Origin of the sequence: Streptomyces sp. NBC_01275, from assembly GCF_026340655.1 — a bacterium.
Taxonomy (GTDB): Bacteria; Actinomycetota; Actinomycetes; order Streptomycetales; family Streptomycetaceae; genus Streptomyces.
Genome location: NZ_JAPEOZ010000001.1, coordinates 2,815,108 through 2,834,851, shown reverse-complemented (window position 1 = coordinate 2,834,851; position 19,744 = coordinate 2,815,108). Strand labels below are relative to the sequence as shown.

Here is a 19,744-nt window from a genome sequence, read left to right as displayed (position 1 = left end):
TCAGGGAGACGACGGTAGCGCTCCCTCGCGCTGGTTCGGTGGTGAATGCCCCGATTGGCATGCCGGCAGGCGCGTCCGCGAGTCGGCCCGACCGGGACGAGCACGCGCTGCCCGCGCAGCTGAACTGGTGTGGAGAGGACGGAGCGGAGTCGGCCATCAGCTTCCAGTCCAACATGTCCGACTTCCACGGCTGTCACCGCGCCGCCGACGGTACGGCGTACGAGTACCGGGGTCGCCTCAACGGCAGCTGGGTGTTTCCGGAGGGCATCGGGGGCGCCTCCACCTCTGCCTCCCCCTCTGTTTCCGCCTCCTCATCCACCTCTGTCTCCGCCTCCGCCTCCGTGTCAGGACCGCACCGGTTCCGCACCGAGGAGGGGTGGGGCGGTGGCTGGCACTCCGCCCACGAGCTGCGGCTGCCGTGCTCCAGGCCGTGCCCGGCGACGTCGAGGTGGTCGACATGGGTCCTCGACGCATCCCATGACGGCCCCATCGGCTATCGCGGTACGCCGGTCCCCGCCCCCACGGGCTCCGCCCCCTCGGCGTCCAGCCTGGCCGCGGACCTGGACGCGGCCGTCCAGAGCCTGACCGACACCGCCCAGACCCTGGCCGGGCTGGCGGCGCGCCTGCGCAACGGCTGACGCACTCGCCGGGGGCATCCCCCCGACTCCCTCCGGCTCCCCCCGACTCCCTCCGGCTCCCCCGGCCTTCTCCCACTCCCGCTAGCCGATGCCGGAGTTCCAGTCCAGTTGGCGGATGAGTTCGTCGTCGCCGGGGCGGGAAGCGGGCGCACCTCCGGTGGGCCTCCCTCCGGCGGGCCTCCCTTCCGCGGGTCTGCCCCCGGAGGCCTGCGCGGGCGGTGGGGCGCTCACCCCTCGCGAGAGGTTGCCGCTGACCGTGGTGTTGTGTTCGACGCGCGGGCGGCGGAGCGTCTCGTAGAGAGGGAGCGCGGACTCGACGTCCGGCGAGTCCCGCAGGCACTTCGCGAGGATCACGGCGTCCTCGAGGGCCATGGAAGCGCCCTGCCCGGTCGCGGGGGAGGCCGCGTGGGCCGCGTCGCCGATGAGGAGCGTCCGGCCGGAGAGACCGGAGTCTCCGGAGCGTCCGGAGCGCCAAGGGGTGCCGTTGGGCATTTCGGTGGCGTTGGTGACCAGGACGGGGGCGGTGGTGGCCGCGACGATGTCCGCGGCGGGGGTGGGGTCCTTGCGCAGCAACGGGACGAGCAGGTCGCGCCACTGGGTGGGCGTGGCCTCGGAGATCTCGGCGGCGGTCAGCGGGGCGTCGGCGGCGACGCGGGCGAACCAGAACGTCTCCCCGTCGGGCGACGTCGTATGACCGAAGGCGGCCGTGCTGCCGCGCACCATCGTGATGCACGCGGCCTCGCCGTCCGTCGGCGCGGTGCCGGGGTCGGGTGCGGTGCCGGTGCAGCCGTAGAAGACGCGCTGGCCCGCGTAACCGGGACGGGCGGTGGGGGCGGTCGTCCGGCGGACGGTGGAGTTCAGGCCGTCGGCGCCGATCAGCAGGTCGCCCGTCGCCGTGCTGCCGTCGGTGAAGTGCGCGGTGACGCCCTCGGGGCCGTCCTGGACGGAGGCGAGCCGGGTGCCGTGGACGATCTCGACGCCCCGGCGCGCGGCCTCCGCCTGCAGGGCCGCGTTGAGCTCGCCGCGGCGCAGGCACCGGTACCGCAGCCGGGGGTCGTCGGCCTCGCCGAGCGGGACGCGCGCCACCTCCGCGCCCGTGTGGTCGACCACGCGCATCGAGGTGAGCGGGAACCCGATCGCGGTGACCGCGGGGGTGGCGTCGATCTGCGCGAGGGCCCGCAGGCCGTTGCTCGCGAGGGTGAGGAACGCGCCGATGTCCTCGGCGGAGTCGGGATGCGCCTCGTACACGGTGACGTCCCGGCCCGCCTTGCTCAGCGCCAGAGCCGCAGCCGTGCCGGCGATGCCGCCGCCGATGACCAGTAAGCGCGCCATACCCACCCCGCTCGTCCCTGTACGACGTCCCCATGGTCGTACGTGCAAGGGGGGAACGCCCGGACGGCGGCCCGGAGTTCCTGCCGAGCCGCCCCGTTCACACGTTCACCCGTTCGAGCGACCGAGCGCCCCCAGTACGGCCTCGAGCTGCCGGAGCGGTTCCGCGCCGACGATGCGCAGGACGACCGTGTCCGCGCCGGACGCGGCCAGCGCGGCGACGGCGTCCACGGCCTGCGCGGGGGTGCCGGAGACCGTGAACACCTCCTCCTGCGGGCGGCCGAGCCACGCGCCGTGGCCCTCGGTGTGCGGGTGCAGGGTCAGGGCCACCTGGTCCGGGTCGTCGCCCACGCAGGCGAAGGACAGCACCGTCAGGGTGTGGTCGGGACCGGCGCCGCCCTTCGCGGTCAGCTCCCGGGTGACCTCCAGATCACGCGGGCCGTGGCCCTCGGCGATCAGGGTCCCGTCCGCGACCCGGCCGGACAGTTCCAGCGAACGCGGGCGGACCACGCCCGCGACCACCGGCGGCGGTTCGGCCGGCGGATGCACCAACTGGACGCCGTCCAGCCGCACTTCACGACCGTCCAGCTCGACCCGTTCCCCGCGCAGCAGGGCCCGCACGGAGGTGATCGTCTCCTCCAGCAGGGCGAGCGGGGAGCGGGGCGCGACGCCGACCGAGGCCATCCACTCCCGCACCCCGTGCCCGATCCCGGCCACGAGCCGGCCCGGGAACACCCGGGCCAGCGTGGCCAGTTCCATCGCCAGCAGCGCCGGACTGCGCAGCGGAGCCGGTGTGATCCCGATGCCCACCCGCAGCCGCTCCGTCGCGCCCAGCGCCACGGCCGCCGCCGACACCCCGCCGTTCCAGCCGAGGTCCTCGACCACCCACAGGTCGTCCACGCCGAGCGCCTCGGCCGCCCGCGCGAAACCCGGCAACTCCTCCGGGGCCCAGTCGCGGTCGTACATCACACCGATTCGAACGTTCGCCGGGCTCGTCATGCGTCGGAACCTGTCTCCTGTGGCCTGTCGCCTGTGGGTGGAGGAAGGGGATCAGCCCTTGACCGGCTTGCCGCGGCCCCAGGCCCAGGCGAGGCGGTCGGCGCCGGACTGGTTGGTGGTGGCCAGCCAGGGGCGGGACGGCGGGCCGATCAGGGTCTGCAGCGAGTACGTGTCGTCGGTGCGCAGGCCCGGCCAGTACACGGAGCCCATCTTCAGCTCGCGGAAGGTGTCGGTGACGGCCTGGACGTAGTTGATGTAGTTGTTGTCCGGGGTCTTCACGTTGTAGTTCAGGCCGTCCGTCATCGGGGCGCCGAACTCGTCCGCCACGGTCCGGTTCGCACAGTCGCCGATGCGCACCTTGAGGTCGGCCACCCACTCGTCGTAGGTGGCGTACGACTTCCAGAACCCGTAGTGGTGCAGGGAGAGGTAGGTGCCCTTCAGGCGCGGGTCGGAGCAGACCGAGGTGACGTGGTCGTTGTAGCCGGCGCCGCTGACGAAGACCCGGTTGCGCGGGACCGACTTGTAGGTGTTCAGCCACTTCGCCGCGATGTCGGCCCACTCGGTCTCGGTGTACCCGTGCGGCTCGTTCATCGGCTCGAAGTAGACGCGCTTGTCGTTCTTGTACGCCTTGACGACGGTGTCCCACATCGGCCAGTAGGTGGCCTGGTCGTCGATGAAGCCGTCCTTCTGCGCGCCCGTCCCCTCCCAGTAGGAGACGATGACCTTGAAGCCCTGGTCGGACGCCGCGTCGATGACTCCGCGGTACGACTTCCAGTACGCGCCGTTCACCGTGTACGGGTTGATGGGCAGCCGCACGGTGTTGGCGCCGAGGTTCGCGCGGAAGGCCGCGATGATCCGGCTGGCCTTGGCGTAGGTCTGCTTGTAGGAGTCCGAGGTCGACAGTCCGGACAACTGCAGGAGATCGTCGGCGAAGTTGTCGCGCGGGTCGGCCCAGTTCACGCCCTTGAACTGGGTCGTGTCCTTGGCCAGTCCGGCGTCGGACGCGGAGCCCGCGGAAGCGGAGGCGGGGCTCCCGGCGAGGGTCGTACCGGTGACCGCGGCGAGGGCGAGCGCGACGAAGGCGGCGCGCAGGCGGGGGGCGGAGGAGGCTCTGGCGGGGGTCTTGCGCATGGACGTGCCCTTTCAGGAGAGGCGGCTCGCGGCGACCACCACGCGATGTTTGCGTAAACATCGAGGGCCGGAGGTGGCTGATGTTTGCGTAAACATGGCGGCGCCGGAATCGTGGCACCCGGCTGGGTGATCGTCAAGGTTTCCGGCGCGTAACGTCTGTTGGATCGTGTGGCCGATGTGGCCGATGCGGCCGATGCCGCTGGTGTCGCCTGCGTACGGCGGGTCGGCCGTCCGGGAGGGCGGCCGGGGCGTCGGCCGCGACCTCGACGCGGGTGACGTCCGGGCGGCGGGAGGCGGCGGCCAGGGCGCGGCGCAGCGCGGTGAGGAGGCGGCCGGCGGTCCGGTCGGGGACACGGTGGTCGACCGGGCCGGCGAACCGGGTGGACGGCTGGAAACGGGGTCGGGGAGGCGCGGGAGGCCGGTACGGGTCCAGGTACCTGGACCTGTACCGGTACCTGGACCTGGATCGGACGCGAAGAGCCCCAGAAGGACGAAGGGCGAAGGACGAACGACGAAGGCTGAAGGCCGAAGGCTGGAGGCCGTGGGACCTACGCGCCCAGTGGGCTCAGGGTCAGCGGCTCGATACGGCCCTCCAGCATCGCGCCCAGGCCCTGCGCGGCGCAGATGTCGGGCTGTTCGGCGATGTGCACCGGCATGCCGGTGGCGTTGCGCAGCATCTGGTCGAAGCCGGGCAGCAGGGCGGAGCCGCCGACCATCATGATCCCGCGGTCGGCGAGGTCGGCGACCAGGTCCGGCGGGCAGTCCCGCAGCACCCGGCCGATGCCGTCGAGCACGGCCGTCAACGGGGTCTCGATGGCGTCCCGTACGGCCGCGGTGTCGACCTGGACGGAACGGGCGAGGCCGGTGGCGACGTCCCGTCCGTGGATCTCCGTGGACGCCGGGCCGTGCGGGGTGAGGCCGTTGCCGGAGAGGGCCAGCTGCAGCGGTCGTACGGACTGGCTCGGGAGCATCAACTCGTGTTCGTGGCGCAGGTGTTGGACGATCGCGTGGTCGACGGCCTCGCCGCCCACCGGGATGCGTTCGGCGGTCACGATGGAGCCGAGGGAGAGGACGGCGACCTGGGTCGCGGCCGCCCCGCACACCATGATCATGGTGGCCTCGGGGCGCTCGACGGGCAGACCGCAGCCGACGGCGGCGGCGATCAGGGTGTCGACGAGCTCCACGCGGCTGGCGCCGAGCCCGACCAGGGTCTCGATCGCGGCCCGCTGGGCGAGCGGGTCGGCGTCGTGCGGGGTGCAGGCGGCGGCGCGCAGGAACGGTTTGCGGCGCAGTTGTCGGCGGATCTTGTCGCCGAGCAGATGGCGCAGCATGCGCTGGGCCATCTCGATGTCGACGACCGTGCCGCCGGAGACCGGGCGCACGACGCGGATGTAGTGCGGGGTGCGGCCCGTCATCTTCTCGGCGAACTCGCCGACCGCGATCAGCGCGCCGGTGCGGGTGTTCACGGCGGCGGCGGACGGCTGGTCGACGACGAGCCCGGCCCCCTTGACGTACACCCGCGTTCGCGCCGCTCCCAGGTCGACGGCGAAGTGGCAGCGGCGCAGCTGCTCCAGACTGGCGGTCATGGCAGGTCCTCCCGAGAGCGCAGACCGTGGGGGCCGCCGGGCGGCGGGCCTCTCGTGGGTGGGCCGCCGGGCGGTCGGCCTCCTTCGCATCGTGCGGGGGCGGGGCGGGGGCCGCCCTCTGGAGGGGGCCGGGTGGGGCGCGACCGAATGGGGGGGTTTGTACTATTAATGCCGATTGGGGCTCACATGAACAACGGGGGAGGGCCGGACTCGGGGCGGGGTTCTCAGAGCGTCCGTGCGGCTTCCAGCACGGGGGCGAGGGTGGCGACCGTGACCTCGCAGCCCGCCTCGCGCAGGCCCTGTTCGACCGTGGGATTGCGGGCGAGGCCGATGAAGCGCAGGCCGACCTGCTGGGCGGCGGTGAGCTCGGCGAGCGTGGAGCCGATCAGGACGCTGGTGAGGGCGGGCGTGCCGTGCGGACGCAGGGCGCGCAGCAGACAGTCGGGGTGCGGCATGAGTCTGCTGAGGTCGTTGCTGCGGCAGTGGACGCGGGTGAGGGGCAGGTGGTGGGACTCCAGATAGCGGTGGACGGCCTGCGCGCTGACGTCCGTGGCCACCCCGACCCGGCGGCCGCCGTCGTGCAGGGTGCGCACGAGCATGAGGGAGTGATGCGTCGTGGGCGCGTCCGGTACGGCCCTCAGCTCCAGTTTGTCGAGACGGTCCCGCAGGAGGGGGCCGACGGGGTCGTGGGCGAAGGCGCGCAGAACGTCCAGCGGATGCACGAACAGCGCGCGTGACCTCCCGCTGCCGAGGGGCCGGCCCGCCAGCGCGTCCTCGGGGCGGCGGTGCTCGGCGACCAGGGAGAGCAGGTCGAGGGCGGCCTCACGGGCGGTGTTCGCCGTGAACAGGCGGGCCAGCGGGCCGTCGAAGCCGAACAGCACGGTCTCGGCGTCGGTGAGCAGGTCCGCCAGCGGGCGACCGGAGGGGGCGGGCCGGCGTACCTCGGGCGGCGGGGCGTAGTCCGGCGCCAGCGTCACCGCGCAGGTCACGGCCAGCCCCGGCACCGGCCACCGGCCGAGCTGGGAGTTGACCTCCCGCTGTGCGCCCACCGCCCGGCGCACGGCGTGCCGCCGGGTGATCCCGGCCCCCGTGGCCAGCGCATGGGCCAGCAGCCGCTCGGCCACCTGCCCGGCCTGCCCGACCTCCGCGCGGACGAAGGCCACCGGGTCCTTGACCCGCCAGGTCAGCTCCACGGCGGCGGTGAAGGCGCCCTTGCCGGAGCTCGGCAGGGACGCCTGGCGGACGGCGTGGTGCGGGGTGAGGTCGACCTCGTAGTACGTCGCCGGGCGCGGCGGACGTCCGCCGTAGGGGACGGCGGGGTCGAGGAGGGTGAGGGGGGCGTCGGGGCGGGTGTGCACGACGGCGGTGCGGCCGGGAGCCGGTATCCCGAGCTGATGGAGATCCCTGGTGAGGAAGGGGCCCCGGACCAGGTCGCGTTCGGCCTCGTCCTCGGGGCGGGGCGCGGGCAGCGGGCAGTACCAGGCGAGCGGCGGGGCGTCGGGGGCGTCGCCGAACAGCGGGCGGAACCGGTGCGGGCCCGCGGCGGCGGAGCTCTCGGCGAAGGCGTCGTAGAGGCCGGGCGGGACGGTGAGCAGCACCTGGGCGGCCGCCTCCACCCCGGCGAGGCGGGGTACGGCGGACTCCGGGCGTGCGGCGGACTCCGGGCGTGCGGCGGGCTCCTGGCGTACGGCGGATTCCGTGCCGTCCCGGAACGTCACCCGCAGCGGCGGCGCCTCCGCCAACTCGGAGAGCGGGCCCGGGAGCCAGCGCAGGGCGGCGGCCAGGACGGGGAGGAGGTAGGCGTCGGGGTGGACCTGGACGACGTAGCCGTTCGTGCGGACCCGGATCTCGTACTGCTGGGGCGTCAGGTCGCCGCGGGAGAGCAGTTCGTGGACGGCGTATTCGAGGGTGATGCGGGTCTCGGGGCGCCGGGCGAGGTCGGCGTCGGTCTCGAAGAGGAGGGTGGGGTGGGCGGGGCGGGGCGTCGGCCGCGGTCCGTCGGGCGGCGGGCTCTGCTGCCCGATCAGCGGACGCAGCGTGTCCCCGCCCAGCCGCTCCACCGTCTCCTCGCTCACCGTCGCGAACGCCGGGCCCGCGCCGTTGCCGTCGGCGTGGCCGGCCTCCGCGCGGAACTCGCCGGCGGTGAAGCCCGCGCGGGCGTCGATCAATCCGCCGAGCTGGTCGAGGAGTTCGCGGGTGCGGCCGCGGGTCGTGCGGGGCAGGGTGCGCAGGAGGAGGTCGCGGACGCCGGGGCGGAAGTCGTAGGAGCCGGGCGGGCCCGGGACGGCGGTGAGCATGCCGCTGAGGATCACCTCGGCCAGGTGCTGCGGGCGCGGATCGCGGTCCACGGCGCGTTGGACGAGGCGCATCACCGGAACGGAGGGGACGGCGAGGGCCAGATGGCCGGCGAGCCGGAAGGCCTCCGGGGAGGCGGTGGCGCGGAAGCGCAGGACGAGGTCCTGGGCGGGGAGGGAGGAGGGTTCGGGGGTCGGTTCGGCGGGGTGCGGGGCGATGGGAACCGGGGTGAGCCAGGCGGCCGCGCCCGGGGTGCGGCCGCCGCCGGGGCCCGCCACCAGCGTGGCCCAGTGGGCGAGCCAGGGCGCGCCCGGTTCCAGGACGGGCAGGGGTACGGCCGCGTCGGGTCGGGGTGCGGCCTCGGGGTCGTACGGGGTGAAGGCGAGGGTGGAGAGCGGGGCCGCCGTCGTCGGGGCGGACAGCAGACCCGGCTCGGCCGGGAGGGCCGTGGTGGGCCAGAGGCGTTCCGGGAGCGGTTGGACCACGGCCACCGGCATCCGGGACGCCCACCGTCGCAGCGTGCCGAACCAGCGCTCGCCCGCCGCGCCGGGCCGCCACTGCGGGCCCATGCAGTCGCTGACGACCAGCGTGACGGTACGACCGTCCGTGGCCTCGGGGAGGTGCAGGGCGCCGCCGTCGGGGGTGGCCGGGTGCAGGGTGACCGTGCGGAAGACGCCCGACTGGGCCAGCACGGTGTGCAGTTCGCGGACGAGGGGCCGCCAGACCGGCATCGTCGGGCCCGTGTCGTGGACCAGGTTCAGGCGCAGCCAGCGGTCGCGTGCGGGACGCAGGACGGGCAGCCAGACGTCCGGGTGCGCGCCGAGCCGGGCGATGCGGTCGGCTGTCGCCCGCTCGTCGAGGAGCCGGGCGCGCGCCGACGGCACCGTGCGCTTCAGCGGGCGCAGGGCGCGCTGGAGGGCGAGGGGGTGGGGCAGCATCGGGGGCGCGGGGGCGAGGAGGGGGGTGCGGGCGGCTCCGCCGGGGCTGCCCGGGACGGTGGGGCCGCCGGTCTCTTCCGGGAGGCCGGGCGGGGCGGGGAGGTGCAGGGGGATGCGGTCGGCGGGGGACCGGGGCGCGGGCGGGGGCGGGGAGGACGGCGGGGGCGGGGCGGTGGCCGACTGGGCGGGCGGGCCGGTCGGGGGCGCGGCCGGGGCAGGGGGCGCCGGCCTCGTCGCACCCTCCGCCGGATCGCTCAACTGGCCTGCCAGCCACAGCAGTTCCGCCAGTTCGCGCGGGGTCGGCGCGGTGTCCGCGGCGGCGGTGAGGAGTGCGGTCAGCCGGTCGAGGGCGGAGGCGCCACCGGGCGGGGGCTCGGTCGTGGCGGGGGTCGGGTCGGAGGCGGGGGGCTCCATCGTGGCCGGGGTCCCGTCCGTGGCCGGTGACTCGATCGTGGCGGGGGTCCCGCCCATAGCCGGGGTCTCGTCCGTGGTCGGAGTTTCGTCCGTGGCGGCCGGGGTTTCGTCAGAAGCCATCGCCGTCCGCCGTCGTGCTCAGGTACGGCATCAGCTGTTCCGCGAGGGCGTCGCGGGACTCCGCGTCCAGGCCGGCGACTCCGGTGAGGTAGAGGGCGTTCAGGAGCTGGTCGGTGGCGAGTTCGCCGTCGGCGGCGCGGGTCAGGAAGCGGTTGATGAGGTGTTCCGCCTCGCCGGGCGGGGTGTCGAGGTGGGCGCGGACGATCTCGGTGAGCTGGGCGCGGTCGGGGCGGCGCAGCTTCAGGCGGACGCAGCGGCGCAGGAAGGCGGGCGGGAACTCGCGCTCGCCGTTGCTGGTCAGGACGACGAAGGGGAAGGCGCGGCAGCGGACCCGGCCGCGGGTGACGGCGACCGGGACGTCCGTGCCGTCGGCCAGCACCTCGGCGGTGTCCTGGACGCCCCGGTCGCGCTCGGCCGAGTGGCGGGCGGAGCGCAGGAGTTCGGGGATCTCGTACTGGCCCTCCTCCAGGACGTTCAGCAGGTCGTTGGGCAGGTCGAGGTCGCTCTTGTCGATCTCGTCGACCAGGAGGGCGCGGGGGTGTGCGTAGGGGAGCAGGGCCGTGCCGAGGGGGCCGAGACGCAGATGGTCCTCGACCCCGCCGGCCCGGCGGACGTCGTCCCCCGTCCGTGCCGCCTGCCGGGCCGCGTACAGGCGGGACAGCGGGTCGTACTGGTAGAGGCCGTCGGCCAGGGTGGTGCGGCTGGTGATGTTCCAGCGCAGCACCGGTCCCAGCCCCAGCTCCCGGGCCACCGCGTACGCCAGGGACGACTTGCCGGTGCCGGGCGGGCCGGTGACCAGCAGCGGGCGGCGCAGCACGAGGGCCGCGTTGACGAGTTGGACGCTCTCCGGGGTGGCGACGTAGGTGCGGGCGCGGTGGACGCGGTCGGGGGAGACGGCCGCCTCGTCGTCGGCGTCCCGGGGCGGGGACACCACGGGCTCGCCGTCGAACGCCCGCCAGGGCGGCGGCGCGGGCAGCCGCTCGATGCCGTCGTGCGGCTCGCTGTTCCCGGTGTAGACGGACCAGTGGGGCATGGTTCTCCGAAACTCGGCGTGGGGGCGGCGGGCCGGGTCAGGCCACGGGTGAGCGGACGTGGGCGGACGGGTCGCCGTGCGGGTCGGCGAAGACGCGCGGGTCGTCCCACACCAGCTGGATGTCGCGCGCCCAGTGACCGTCCTCCGCGTCGGCCTCCTCGCGCAACGCCAGGATCCGGCGCGGGAGTTCGGCGGGCGGTACGGCGGACACGCAGGCGTCGAGCTCGTCCAGGAACGTCTTGCCCGCGCAGCCGTCCCCGCCGGCGCAGGGTCCTGCGGGACCGTCCGCGCAGCCGCCGCGGGACCAGACGACCACCGGGGCGGGCGCGGTGAGCGAGGCGTCGAAGTGGGGGCGGGTGCGGGGCGCGGCCGGGGCGGTGGCGAAGCCCGCGAGACAGGCGTCGGGCTTGCGCAGCCGCATCCGCAGCCGCGGCGGCTCCTCGGGCGCGCCGCACTCGATGCGGTGCACGCGCACGCCCGGCAGCGTGTCGAGCCGGTTCCAGGCGCGGGTCAGCTGGTGCCGGGCGCCCGCTCTGCGCCGGGCCTGGTCGGTGACGACCAGCGGGTAGACGCAGCCCAGCGGGGTGTCGTCGTCGGGGGCGCTCGCCCAGCGGTCGACGGGCAGGTCGATCCAGTCGCGGGGCAGCGCGAACGCGATCAACTCGTCGCAGCCGGGCGTCAGATACCGGAAGGCGGCCTCGATCCGGTCCTGTACGTAGGCCCGCACCCGGGCCTGCGGGACGGTGTCGGAGCCGACCGGATGCCGGCGTCCCCCGCTGTACGCGGACACCTCGACCAGGACCTGTCCGTCGCCCGCGCCGCTGTGCTGGAGGTCGACGAGGATGGGCGACCAGTCGGGCGCGACGGCGGGCTCCCGCTCGGCGGCCGGCTCGTGCTCTGCGGGGGCCCTCAGCAACTCCTCCAGCAGACTCTCCAGCCGGTCGGCGAACCGGGCCACGGTCGCGGCCGCGTCCGCCCCGTCGATCTCGCACAGCACGAACAGGGCGGCCGACCACAGCGAGTCGAACCCCTCCTGTGGCGCCGACGGGTCCAACGGCCCGGCCGCGGCCGCGTACAGCCGTACGGGATCGCAGTCCAGGCCCGCGCGGACGGCCCGCTCGACGAGGGCGCGCAGCCGGGCGCGGTCGGCGGTGCGGTGGTCCGAGGTGGGCACCAGGCCCTCCAGGTCGGGCCAGTAGCGGGACATGACCTCGGTGGGCATCATCCGCCCGTTGTGCACGCCCTGGGCTCCGGCGGCCGCGGTGACCATGCCGACCACCTCGCCGGTGTCGACGAGGGTGACCGCCGCGCCGCTGAACCCGGGGGCGAGCGGCTGCCCGCCAGGCTGCCAGGCCTCCAGCTGGATCCACTCGTTGTTGAGCAACTGGGCCGAGGTGACCCGGAATTCGGCGAGGGTGCCCTCGTCGAAGCCGACCGGGAAGCCGTAGACGACGAGCTTGCGCGGCCGGTCGGCGCGGTCGCCGTGCGCCGCGTCCACGGGAGCGAGCGCGGCCGGGGCGACCGGCGCGTCGTGCGCCAACTCCAGTACGGCCAGGTCGCCGAGGTCGGTGACACGGCCGCCCCAGCCGCCGTCGGCGACCACCCGGGCCGGTACGGCGGGGGAGCCGGGGCGCTCGGTGAAGGTCACCGTCAGGGCGTCCGGCGCGCTTGCGCGCACGACATGGGCGCAGGTCAGCACCTTGCGCGGGGTGATGAGGAAGCCCGCCCCGGCGACCTGGCCGACGCTCTCGATCCGGGCGTGCCATGCGGCGCTGTTCGAGGCGTTGTGCGTGGCTCTGCTCGCGGGGCTCTTCATGAGGCGGCGGGCCCCGGCCCTCCCGCGGGCGACGGGGACCAGGTCAGTTTCACCACCAGATGGCCCTCCGCGGTGCCCTTGGCGATGATCGCGCCGGTCTCCGCCGAGAGCTTCACCCCGAACTCGATCTCCACCGCGTCGGGCCGTAACGAGCCGTCCCTGAACACCCGCAGTGCGGACTCGGCGGCCGCGCGCACCCCCTCCAGGGCGCCCTCGAAGGTACGGGCCGCCTGGACCGTACCGTCGCCGCGGGCCACCAGCCGCGACCCGGGCCGCCCTTCCGTGACCGCCTCGACGGAGACCACGGCCCCGTCGTCGGTCTTGAACTCCACCAGTCCGTCCACGGCGCCCCCGTAACCCCTTCCGTCGGTTCTGCGGCTCTGTGCACCCCCATTGTTACGGACGGTACTCGCGGTTGTCCTGTTCCTCCCCCCGTTTTCACGGCGTCCGCCGGTCCTCTGTCCGGATCACCCCCAGTTCGGCCAAGTCCTGTGGCCGGATACGGAGTCGGTTCGCGGTCTCCTCCGTCTCCTGCGGCGGGCGTTTGAGGATCGCGGCGGCCAGCTCCGGCGCGATGACGGAGAAGTAGCTGTCCGGCGTGGCCCAGGTGCGGCCGGGGGCGGCCAGCGCGAGCGCCCCGCCGGAGCCGCCCTCGCCGATCACCAGCGTGGTGAGCGGGGTGCGGGCGGTGGCGACCGCGCCGAACAGCTCGGCGATCGCCGCGCCCACGCCCTGCCGTTCCGCCTCGGCGTCGTTGGCCGCGCCCGGGGTGTCCACCAGGGTCAGCACCGGGATCCCGAGCCGGTCCGCGAGCCTGATCAGCCGGGTCGCGGTGCGGTATCCGGCGGGCCGGGTCGCCGCCCCGGTCTGGGCGGCGTACGCGACCGTACGGCCCCGGTGCTCGCCGAAGCCGCACAGCATCCCGTCGGGATCGGCGCCGCCGCACCGGTCGCCGGAGATCGCTACCCGGTGGGTGAAGTAGGCGTCCAAGTAGCGTGCCGCACGCGGCCGTCGAGGCGACCTGGCCCGCTGGACGGCGTCCCATCCGGAGGCGGGGAGGTCGGTGGCCCCGAGGGGTTCGGGCACCGGGGCGGGCTCGACGGCTGGTTCGACGGCTGGTTCGACGGCTGGTTCGGCGGCGGGTTTGCCGGCGGGCCGGCTTGTGGGCTCGCCCGACGGGCGGGCGAGCAGCCGCAGCCACCGCCCCAGCGTCTCCTTCAGCTCCTGCGGCCGGACGACCGCGTCCGCCGACCCCGCCGCGACCTGCGCCTCAGCCGTGTACGCGGCCGGGTCGGCGTCCGGCGGCCGGACCCGTGAGCCCGCGAAGCCGACCTGCGCGTCGGGCAGGGCGAGGACCACGTCGGCGCCCGCGCCCAGGGTGGCCCAGCCGCCGCCCGTCGTCGGGTCCCGCAGGACGGCGATCTGCGCCAGCCCGGCCTCCCGGGTGAGCGCCGACTGCCGTGCGACGCGCTGGAGTTGGGTGAGGGCGAGCATACCCTCCTGCATCCGGCTGCCGCCGGTGGCGACCAACGGGACGACCGGGAGCCGGTGTTCCCGGGCGTAGCTGTACGCAGCCTCCAGTCGGTCGCCGGTGCGCACGCCCAGTGAGCCGCCGAGGAAGCCGAACTCGAAGGCGATCAGCACGACGCGGACGCCTTCGATGCTCGCGGTGCCGCAGACGACGGACTCGGTCTCGTCGGTGCGCTCGGCGGCGCGGGCGCGCGAGGCGTCGTAGCCGGGCCAGCCGAGGGGACCGTCGGGCGGGAAGTCGCCTTCAGGTACGGGAAGTTCACTGAAGGAGACGAAGCAGCCGAAGGAGTCGGAGACGAGGTCGATGATCTCCCGCGCGCCGACGCGTGTCGTCGTCATGAAGGCAGCGCCCGCTTCATGATCTTCCCCATGTCGTTGCGGGGCAGCGCGTCGAGATAGCGCACCACCCGGGGCCGCTTGTGCGGAGCGAGCCGCCGGGCGACATGGTCGGCCAACTCGGCGCTGTCCGGCGGTGACTGGGGATCGTCCGCGACCACCCACGCGACGATCCGCTCGCCGAGATCGGGATCGGGCTCCCCGGTGACGGCGGCCTCGCGCACCCCCGGATGCTCCAGCAGCGCGTTCTCGATCTCACCGGCCCCGATCTTGTAACCGCCGCTCTTGATCAGGTCGGTGGCCATCCGCCCCACGATCCGGACGTACCCGTCGGGATCGCGTACGGCCACGTCCCCGGTGCGGAACCAGCCGTCGGCGGTGAAGGCGGCGGCGGTCGCCTCGGGCCGGTTGAGGTACTCGGTGAACAGGTTCGGCCCGCGCACCTGGATCTCCCCGACCGTCTCCCCGTCGCAGGCCTCGACGGCCGACCCGTCCTCCTCCACCAGCCGCAGCTCCACACCGGGCAGCGGCAGGCCGACCGTCCCCGCCCGGGCCTCGCCGTCGGCGCGCACGGAGGTGTTCATCAGCGTCTCCGTCATGCCGTACCGCTCGATCACCCGCCGCCCGGTCGCCGCCGCGATCCGCTCGTGGTCGTGCACGGGCAGCGCGGCGGAGCCGGAGACCAGCAGCCGAGCCCCGGCGAGCGCCTTGGCCAGCTCCGGGTCGGCGGGCAGCGCCTCGGCGAGGCGGTGGTACATCGTCGGCACCCCGAACAGCATGGTCGCGCCGTCGTTCAGCTCCCGCGCGACGCCCTCGGCGCTGAACCGTCCGAGGTGGCGCACGGCCCCGCCCCGCCGCAGCGGCCCGAGGACCCCCAGCACCAGACCGTGCACATGGAACAGCGGCAGACCGTGCACCAGCACGTCGTCGCCGGTCCACCGCCAGGCGTCGGCGAGCGCGTCCAGGGTCGTGGCGATCGCCCGCCGGGGGATGACCGCGCCCTTGGGCGGCCCGGTGGTCCCGGAGGTGTACACGACGAGGGCGGGTTCCCCGTCGTCCCCGGGCTCACCGGCGAGCGCCGGTCCGACCCCGTGCACGTCGACGTCGATCCGCTCGAACCCCCGCAGCGCGGCGGGCAGTTCGTCCCCCGGAGCCGCCAGCACCGCCCCCGGCCCGCTGTCGCCCAGAATGTGCCCGAGCTCCTTCTCCCCGGACTTCGGATTGAGCGGCACGGCGGCGACCCCGGCGAGCAGCGTCCCCACCACCCCGACCGCCGTCTCCAACGACGGCGTCGCCCATACGGCGACCCTCCCCACCCCCCGCACCCGCGCCCCGACAGCCCCGGCCGCCGCCGCGAGCTCCGCATATGTCAGGGACCGCTCACCGAACCGCAGGGCGAGGCGGTCGGACGGATCCTGCGTCAGGGCCGGGAAGAGTGAGGTCACGCGGGCGCTCCTTGGCTGTCTCGAATGCCGTCAGGCGACGACAGGAACGTTCCTACCGTTCCTAGGGACTGAGCGGGAGTGATTCCTGTTGCCAGGTCTCATGCTCGGCCGAACGCCCCGGACGGTGTTGGGCGTTCTGGTTGCCCGCGTTCGCTCCGCGTCCGGGCGGCACGGATCGTGTCCGTGGTCCGGGGATGCGGGGGCGGGTTCCCTCGCGCCCAGGGACGCCTGGTCCGGCCTGGACGGTCCGATGCCCCTGCTCGTCTCTCCGGTGAGCAGGGGGGCGGTGCCGTCCTCCCCCAGTGCCTTAAGGGCCTGGGAGGTACCCCCAGCCGGATCGGGTGTCCCTGGGCGCGCCTTCCGATCGCCACGGCGGCAGCGTCGTGGCGAGTGGTCTTGCGAGTCGTGCTGGTGAGGGGTTTCTGCCAGTGCTGGGCGCCCCACCGGCTGGTGTAGGCCGGGTCGACGGCGATGACCGCGATGCCTGTCTGGTCGGCCATCGAAGACAGCCGGGCGCGGAGTTTGCCGGTGGGCATGCCGGAGATGAGCTGGCGGAAGCGTTTGCGGCGGCCGTGTTTCTCGCGGGTCTTCTCCGCGGTGAAGTCCAGGTCCTCCACGGCGATCGCCTTCACGCCGCAGGTGCGGGCCCAGTGCAGGAGGCGGGTGAGGGCGTGGCGGACCTGGGCGTCGCGGTGTTCGGCGGTGCCGGTCAGGTCGTAGAAGAAGCGGCGCGGGCTGCCGGCCGGGTTGCCGTGGATGTCGAGGCGCCGGGCGGCGAGGTGATCGGCGTTCATGTCGACGCCGATCACACCGTGCGCGAGCGCCGCCTCGATGGGCAGGGTGGGAGTGGGCGGTATCTGCCAGGACGCGGTCAGATGCCAGCGGCCCCGGCCCGTGTCCAGTTGGATGCGGTAGGCGGTCGCCCGGTTGGCCGCGACCCTGTCGGCCCACTCGGCGCCCCGGTGCGCGAACGCGACCCGGCAGGCCAGGACGTACCGCCCGTGCGGGGCATTCGCCAGATGAGCCAGCGGGGCGGGCAGCTTGATACTCACCTCACCCTCGGGACTGACACGGATCGTCTCGTTGCCGTAGCGCTTGCCGGACTCCCCGTCCGCCTGGCAGAACCAGCGCTCCGCCTCCCAGCGCCCGCGCCACGCGGACTCGGTCAGCCCGGCCGCCTCCAGGTGATGGCGGGTGCGGGCCAGCCGTCTGCCGCCCCGCACGACGTGCACGACTCCGGCCTCACAGTCGGCCCGCGCGGCAGCCAGCCGGTCCTGCAGCACCCGCAGCCGCCGGGACTTCGCATGCCGTTCCCGCTGGGACCGGTAACCCCCGGGTGCCCTCTTCGTCCCCTTCTGCCCGACCGGCAGAGACAGCCGGCCCTCGATGGTGCGGATGCCGGCTTCCAGGTTCTGGATGTGCGCCGACTGGCCACGGCGGGCCAGCGCCCACTGGTCGTGCGTGGCCTTGGTGATACTGCCCGCCCACCGCGACGACGAGAGCGGCGTCAGCTCCCGCTTACGCACCGCCCACGCCTCACCGGAGTGTTCCAGGCCGTCCCGGCAGCGCGCCCTGAGGTCCCTCGAGGCCAGCGAACCCAGATGCGCGCCCACCAGCCGCAGCACCTTCTCATCGTCCGGCGTCAGCTGCTTGAGACGGGTCCGGACAGCCACACCACCCGGGCCGGACGCGACGAACGACGGCGCGATGCTCCTCAGCTCGCCCACCCCGTCACCCCCGCCCGGCCTCACCTGAAGATCTCGTCGCCATGGCAAACGAGCGTCGCCCATGAAGGTCACGCATTCGATGAAAGAACGTCAGTTCCCCACCGAGAACCAATCCCACCGCCGAGGCACGCGACACGACACTCAACACGCACGCTCACCCCCACTCACCAGAGCGCCCTTCAACGCACTCCAGCGGCAGCAGCTCCAAACCCCCTCTCAGGCCGCCGTCTCCACCACGTCCGCCACGACGCAGGTGACGTTGTCCGGGCCGCCGGCGTCATTCGCGGCGGTGACCAGGGAGCGGGCGGCTTCGTCGGGGGCCGGGGCGGCGGTGAGGAGGGTGCGGATGCCGGCGTCCGGGACCACGGCCGGGAGGCCGTCGGAGCACAGGAGGTAGCGGTCGCCGGGGCGGGCCTCCTGCAGCCGCAGGTCGGGGGCGGCGGGAGCGCCGCCGGACAGGGCCTTGAGGAGCAGGGCGGGCTGGGGGTGCGCGGCGGCCTCCTCCGGGGTCAGCCGGCCCTCGTCGAGCAGCGACTGGACGACCGTGTGGTCGTGGGTGATGCGGAACAGGCCGCCCTCGCGCAGCAGGTACGCCCGCGAGTCCCCGATATGGACCAGCGCGAGCTGCGAGCCCGTCCACAGCAGCGCGGTCAGCGTGGTGCCGACCTCGTCCGTGCCGTCGGCCACGTCCCGCACGGCGTCCGTCGCACCCCGTACCGCGTCCTCCAGCAGGTTGAGCACGCTCCCGGCCGGGGGTTCCTCGGCGTCGAGGAACTTCAGCGCCTCGACGGCGGCGCTGCTCGCGGGCCCGCCGGCCGGCCCGAACCCGTCGGCGACGGCCAGCAGCCGCGCCCCGGCGTACGCCGTGTCCTGGTTGGCGGGGCGGACGAGCCCGCGGTCGGAGTGGGCGGCGTAACGGAGTTCCAGCATGGCGGTGTCCTTTCGGGACAGGTCCGTTTCGGTGTTCGTGCCTGTGTGCGCGACTGTGTGTGTGCCTGGTCGTGTGCCTGTGTTCGCGGTCGAGAGGTGGTGCACGAGGAACGCGGCGAGATCCCGTCGTGCGGCCGTCTCCGCCTCCACCCGGGCCCAGTAGGCGCGGATCTCGCGGGCGGCGGCCGTGGGGTCGTCGAGGGCGCGGATCTCGCGGATCCGGGCCAGCGGCATCCCCAGTCGCCGCAGCCACGCCACCAGCCGGGCCTGCTCCAGCTGCTCGACGGCGTAGTAGCGGTATCCGGTGTCCGGGTCGACCCGGGCGGGTCGCAGCAGTTCCAGCTCGTCGTAGAGGCGCAGCGCCTTCGGCGACAGCCGGCAGGCCCGCGCGAAGGCCCCGATGGTCAGCATCCGCATGCCGTAGATGCTGCGGCTTCCCCGAAGGGGAAGGTCAAGCGCGGTGTCCGGGTCCCGGGGCGGCGGTTAGCCTGCTGGGTAGGAAAGACGCACAGATGTGCGATGGACGTACGAGAATGGAGTCCCGTAGTGGCCCGCATCGCACTTGCCACCTACGACCCCCGGCCGGAGCCCGGCAAGGACGACGATCTTCCCGTGCTGCTGCGGGCACTGGCGGCGGCCGGGGCCGAGGCGGACGGGGTGTTCTGGGACGACGTCGAGGTCGACTGGGCCTCCTACGACCTCGTCGTCATCCGCTCCACCTGGGACTACAGCTGGCGCGCGGAGGAGTTCACGGCCTGGGCGCAGAAGACCGGCGCGGTCACCCGGCTGGCCAACCCGGCCGCCGTCGTGCGCTGGAACGCCGACAAGCGGTACCTGGGCGAGCTGGCGGCGGCCGGGGTGCCGACCGTGCCGACGAGCTACCTCGCGCCCGGCGAGCCGGCCGGCCTCCCCGACGGCCACGAGTACGTCGTCAAGCCCACCTCCGGGGCCGGCGCGCGCTACGCCGCCCGCTACACGCCCGACCAGCACGACACGGCCGTACGGCATCTCGCGCGGATGCACGCGGAGGGGCTGACCGCGATGGTGCAGCCGTATGTGCGCGGCATCGACACCGCCGGTGAGCGGGCCCTGCAGTTCTTCGGCGGACGCCTGCTGCACGCCAGCCGCAAGCGCGCCGTGCTGGCTCCCGGCACGGCTTTCGACGCGGAGAAGGTCGCGCATCCCGGTCTGGAGCCCTGGACCCCGACCCCGGCCGAACTCGCCGTGGCCGAGCGCGCCCTGGCCGCCGTACCGGACGCGCCCGAGCTGCTGTACGCGCGGGTCGACCTGGTGGACGGGGACGACGGTCAGCCGCGGGTGATGGAACTGGAACTGGTCGAGCCGAACCTGTTCCTGTTCCTGCACCCGGGGTCGGTGCCGGCGGTGGTGGAGGCGATTCTCGCGGCGGCGGCCTCCCCCAGGGCCTGACCGCCGTCCGCTACGGCCTGACCGCCGTCCGCTACGGCCTGACCGCCGT

14 protein-coding genes and 1 pseudogene are annotated in these 19,744 nt (G+C 74.3%); 2 read left to right on the top strand and 13 right to left on the bottom strand.

The features are described 5' to 3' along the window. Positions 1 to 59: 59 nt before the first annotated feature. Entirely contained in the window at positions 60 to 638 is a 579-nt protein-coding gene (locus tag OG562_RS12240) for a hypothetical protein (RefSeq protein WP_266396561.1), read from the top strand. Positions 639 to 719: 81 nt separating this feature from the next. Here OG562_RS12240 and OG562_RS12235 read toward each other — a convergent pair whose 3' ends face one another. The 13 genes and pseudogenes from OG562_RS12235 to OG562_RS12175 form a co-directional block, all read right to left on the bottom strand. Beyond that, the gene (locus tag OG562_RS12235) at positions 720 to 1,976 is read right to left on the bottom strand and encodes an NAD(P)/FAD-dependent oxidoreductase (RefSeq protein ID WP_266396558.1); all 1,257 of its coding nucleotides are present in this window, start codon (positions 1,974 to 1,976) and stop codon (positions 720 to 722) included. A 99-nt stretch (positions 1,977 to 2,075) separates the two neighbouring features. After that, positions 2,076 to 2,966, bottom strand: coding sequence for an LLM class flavin-dependent oxidoreductase (locus OG562_RS12230; protein WP_266396557.1), 891 nt, complete (start codon positions 2,964 to 2,966; stop codon positions 2,076 to 2,078). Between the two features lie 51 nt (positions 2,967 to 3,017). Then, entirely contained in the window at positions 3,018 to 4,097 is a 1,080-nt protein-coding gene (locus OG562_RS12225; RefSeq protein WP_266396555.1) for a glycoside hydrolase family 5 protein, read from the bottom strand. A gap of 133 nt (positions 4,098 to 4,230) precedes the next feature. Beyond that, positions 4,231 to 4,491, bottom strand: a pseudogene (locus tag OG562_RS12220) (hypothetical protein); the annotation flags it as partial. Between the two features lie 154 nt (positions 4,492 to 4,645). Then, positions 4,646 to 5,683: a rod shape-determining protein gene (locus OG562_RS12215; RefSeq protein WP_266396553.1), complete on the bottom strand. Its 1,038-nt coding sequence runs from the start codon at positions 5,681 to 5,683 to the stop codon at positions 4,646 to 4,648. 224 nt (positions 5,684 to 5,907) lie between these two features. Further along, positions 5,908 to 9,450 (bottom strand): SAV_2336 N-terminal domain-related protein, encoded by a 3,543-nt coding sequence (locus OG562_RS12210; RefSeq protein WP_266396550.1) that lies wholly within the window; start codon positions 9,448 to 9,450, stop codon positions 5,908 to 5,910. Next, complete coding sequence (locus OG562_RS12205) at positions 9,440 to 10,483, bottom strand: MoxR family ATPase (RefSeq protein WP_266396547.1); 1,044 nt, start codon at positions 10,481 to 10,483, stop codon at positions 9,440 to 9,442. The genes OG562_RS12210 and OG562_RS12205 overlap by 11 nt, the downstream gene beginning before the upstream one ends. 37 nt (positions 10,484 to 10,520) lie before the next feature. After that, complete coding sequence (locus OG562_RS12200) at positions 10,521 to 12,299, bottom strand: trypsin-like peptidase domain-containing protein (RefSeq protein WP_266396546.1); 1,779 nt, start codon at positions 12,297 to 12,299, stop codon at positions 10,521 to 10,523. After that, on the bottom strand, positions 12,296 to 12,643 hold the full coding sequence (locus OG562_RS12195; protein ID WP_266396544.1) for a CU044_2847 family protein: 348 nt from the start codon (positions 12,641 to 12,643) through the stop codon (positions 12,296 to 12,298). The genes OG562_RS12200 and OG562_RS12195 overlap by 4 nt, the downstream gene beginning before the upstream one ends. Positions 12,644 to 12,737: 94 nt before the next feature. Further along, on the bottom strand, positions 12,738 to 14,168 hold the full coding sequence (locus OG562_RS12190) for a carboxyl transferase domain-containing protein (RefSeq protein WP_266396543.1): 1,431 nt from the start codon (positions 14,166 to 14,168) through the stop codon (positions 12,738 to 12,740). Further along, positions 14,165 to 15,610 (bottom strand): acyl-CoA synthetase, encoded by a 1,446-nt coding sequence (locus tag OG562_RS12185; protein WP_266396542.1) that lies wholly within the window; start codon positions 15,608 to 15,610, stop codon positions 14,165 to 14,167. The genes OG562_RS12190 and OG562_RS12185 overlap by 4 nt, the downstream gene beginning before the upstream one ends. A gap of 98 nt (positions 15,611 to 15,708) precedes the next feature. Next, complete coding sequence (locus OG562_RS12180) at positions 15,709 to 17,337, bottom strand: IS200/IS605 family accessory protein TnpB-related protein (RefSeq protein ID WP_323187507.1); 1,629 nt, start codon at positions 17,335 to 17,337, stop codon at positions 15,709 to 15,711. A gap of 216 nt (positions 17,338 to 17,553) precedes the next feature. Further along, a complete protein-coding gene (locus tag OG562_RS12175) occupies positions 17,554 to 18,684 on the bottom strand; it encodes a MerR family transcriptional regulator (protein ID WP_266396541.1) in 1,131 nt (376 codons plus the stop codon). 129 nt (positions 18,685 to 18,813) lie between these two features. Between OG562_RS12175 and OG562_RS12170 the strand changes: the two genes are divergently transcribed. Continuing rightward, positions 18,814 to 19,695, top strand: a complete 882-nt coding sequence (locus tag OG562_RS12170; RefSeq protein ID WP_266396540.1) for a RimK family alpha-L-glutamate ligase — start codon at positions 18,814 to 18,816, stop codon at positions 19,693 to 19,695. Positions 19,696 to 19,744 lie beyond the last annotated feature (49 nt).